The organism is Microcystis sp. LE19-10.1B (assembly GCF_027530565.1).
Taxonomy (GTDB): Bacteria; Cyanobacteriota; Cyanobacteriia; order Cyanobacteriales; family Microcystaceae; genus Microcystis; species Microcystis aeruginosa.
The window spans coordinates 1-2322 of record NZ_JAPZQM010000642.1 but is presented as its reverse complement, the minus strand read 5'-3'; the positions used below and the strand labels follow the sequence as shown (position 1 = coordinate 2322).

Below are 2322 nucleotides of genomic sequence, written 5' to 3'. Positions count from 1 at the left end.
CTTATCTGGCAAGAGACTTAATTGATTAGTTCGCTCTAGATAAAAAACAATTGACAAAAATCGCTAAATGCCTTTCTCTATAAGGGTTCCATCCCTTATAACCCCCGTCCATTGCATAACACAAACCGAAGAGCCGTATTTCTAAGGCGATCAACAAAGGTTTAAGGATGCGAGAGATTGATGTTATAATGTCTCCTGAATAGATATTAATGGCTCTTCTCGACTTTGTGTGATAATTTTTGCTTATGAAATCGTGAAATGTTTACTGGGAAAGACTTTTAGGACTATTTGGTTAAATAAACTATCAGTATAGACCTCGTTTCCACACAGAAACCAGAAGAGCCTATTAATTGAGGCTTTCGATAAAGAACGCATATAATAAGCCAATAAAAATAAAAAGGTGCGTTAATTGCACCCTACGCGATTGGCGAGCGCTCTGAAAGTCCTTATCGGTCTGATTGGCGTGCGACAATGATCGCTACAATTTCCGACTATAATAAAGAACCAGCAACTCTCAATGATTACGAATTTCACTGAATGCCAACGGTCATTAGAATTGGACATTTTCGGTTTCACTTCTATTCCGATGAAGGTTCCGAACCGCTACATATTCATGTACGTTCTCCTGATGGTGAATGTAAATTTTGGCTTGAACCGATAATCATTTTAGCTTCCAATCGTGGTATTCCTTCCCATGAGCTACGGGAAGTAGAGAGGCTAGTTTATAAAAATCAAGACCTTTTAAGGAGTGCTTATCGTGATTTCCACAAACATTAATCCTATAATGACTGTTGAGCCTGCCGCCATTCGAGCCTGGGCAGAAGAACGCATGATATACGTTGAACTCAGTGATGGACGTATTATCGGTTTTCCTAGTGATCGCTTCCGCATTTTGAAACAAGCAACGAATGAGCAATTGGCGGCGGTTAAGGTTGAAGTCAACGGCTATGCTCTACGGTGGGAAGAATTAGATGAGGATATTACCGTTCCGGGGATTGTCGCTGGTCATTTTCAGTTACCGCCTTTCTAATCTGTTTTGATAGTTCAAGCAACCGTAAGACGGATTTGCGTAGGTGATCGCACTGTTTTAAAGTTTAATTAACAAGAAGATAGTGATCGCACTGGATGAAAGGGTTTCTAAGGCGATCGCCAAAGGTTTAAGAATGTGAGGGATTGATGTTACAATCTCTTCAGAGGAAGGACTGATTGGGGCTTCTGATGAGGAACAGTTAGCTTATGCTTTATTGCAAAGCCGAGTCATTTTCACTTTTGATGATGGCGATCGCTGATGCTTCTACGCGCTGTGCTAATATCTCCAATATTATAGGTGCTTTTGCTTTATGAAAAATCAGTTATTAAAATTAGCTTTTGAAGTAGAAATTGAAGAAGGGGAGCAACTCAATCTTCCCAGTTCTATTGTGCAAGGAATTGGTAAAGGGAAGTGGGTGATTACTATTCAGCCCAAAACCTTAGTTAGCGATCGCCTTCATTCTTCTTTTTTGAATAGTTATGCCCCAGAAGACGAAGGTTTATATGACGATTATTAAAGGAGGTGAGTTCTGGGTTGCCAAAATTCTATTTACTGATGGTACATCATCAAAAAAAAGACCTGTGTTGATTCTTTGGGTTGATGGAGATGACGTTATTGTAACGGCAGTGACCTCAGCAATGCCCCGAACACAAACAGACATATTATTAAAAGATTGGGCCAATAGTGGTTTGAGGGTTCCCTCTACTGTACGTTTATCCCGTCTTGATTGCTTGGAAAAAAAACTTACTGCTTGCTAAATTGGGAAGGATTTCAAATGAAGATGCTGTCCATCTACTTAAAGTTTGGGACGATTATATTAAACCTCAATTTTAGACGATCGCGGTTTTAAAGTTTAATTAACAAGAAGAGGGCGATCGCACTGGATGAGGAGCAATTAGCCCAGACTTTAGCCGATCCAGATTTAATCCGTTCTAGCGATCGCGATGAAAAGGCGTTGTTATTTTCTAAGTGGTTTTCAACGATTCGGACGGGACGATTTTTAATTGTGGTGGTGGTTTCCCAATCTGCTCTTAGTCGTCATTGGATCGTGACCATATACACAGCCCGAAAAATTACAGGGGGAATAATAGACATCTTCAAAAATTATAACCCAGTCACAGCTTGCTTTTAGCTTGTGTACTAATTAAGTAGTTCGATAACTGAAATGTATATCTATCGTTGCTAATTCAATTTCACTGAAAAAATATGAGGCAATTAAAATAATTTTTATTCGGGTAGATTCCTTAACTAGAAAGACTTTTGGTCTTGAGATAATATTAGGTCGAGGTCTA

General features: G+C 39.3%; 4 protein-coding genes. All 4 read left to right on the top strand.

From position 1 onward, the window contains the following. Window positions 1–537: 537 nt before the first annotated feature. The 4 genes from O9332_RS23080 (at window position 538) to O9332_RS23065 (ending at window position 1788) form a co-directional block, all read left to right on the top strand. On the top strand, window positions 538–777 hold the full coding sequence (locus O9332_RS23080; RefSeq protein ID WP_002760312.1) for a DUF4160 domain-containing protein: 240 nt from the start codon (window positions 538–540) through the stop codon (window positions 775–777). 7 nt (window positions 778–784) lie between these two features. Then, entirely contained in the window at window positions 785–1030 is a 246-nt protein-coding gene (locus O9332_RS23075) for a DUF2442 domain-containing protein (RefSeq protein ID WP_043997139.1), read from the top strand. Between the two features lie 310 nt (window positions 1031–1340). Continuing rightward, complete coding sequence (locus O9332_RS23070; RefSeq protein ID WP_002760310.1) at window positions 1341–1547, top strand: hypothetical protein; 207 nt, start codon at window positions 1341–1343, stop codon at window positions 1545–1547. After that, window positions 1534–1788, top strand: a complete 255-nt coding sequence (locus tag O9332_RS23065) for a type II toxin-antitoxin system PemK/MazF family toxin (RefSeq protein ID WP_223213016.1) — start codon at window positions 1534–1536, stop codon at window positions 1786–1788. Before O9332_RS23070 ends, O9332_RS23065 begins: the two co-directional genes overlap by 14 nt. The last annotated feature ends 534 nt before the right edge of the window (window positions 1789–2322 follow it).

Coding starts and splice junctions, on each gene's coding strand:
- O9332_RS23080 (WP_002760312.1), top strand. CDS start 538: ATGCCAACGGTCATTAGAATTGGACATTTTCGGTTTCACTTCTATTCC.
- O9332_RS23075 (WP_043997139.1), top strand. CDS start 785: ATGACTGTTGAGCCTGCCGCCATTCGAGCCTGGGCAGAAGAACGCATG.
- O9332_RS23070 (WP_002760310.1), top strand. CDS start 1,341: ATGAAAAATCAGTTATTAAAATTAGCTTTTGAAGTAGAAATTGAAGAA.
- O9332_RS23065 (WP_223213016.1), top strand. CDS start 1,534: ATGACGATTATTAAAGGAGGTGAGTTCTGGGTTGCCAAAATTCTATTT.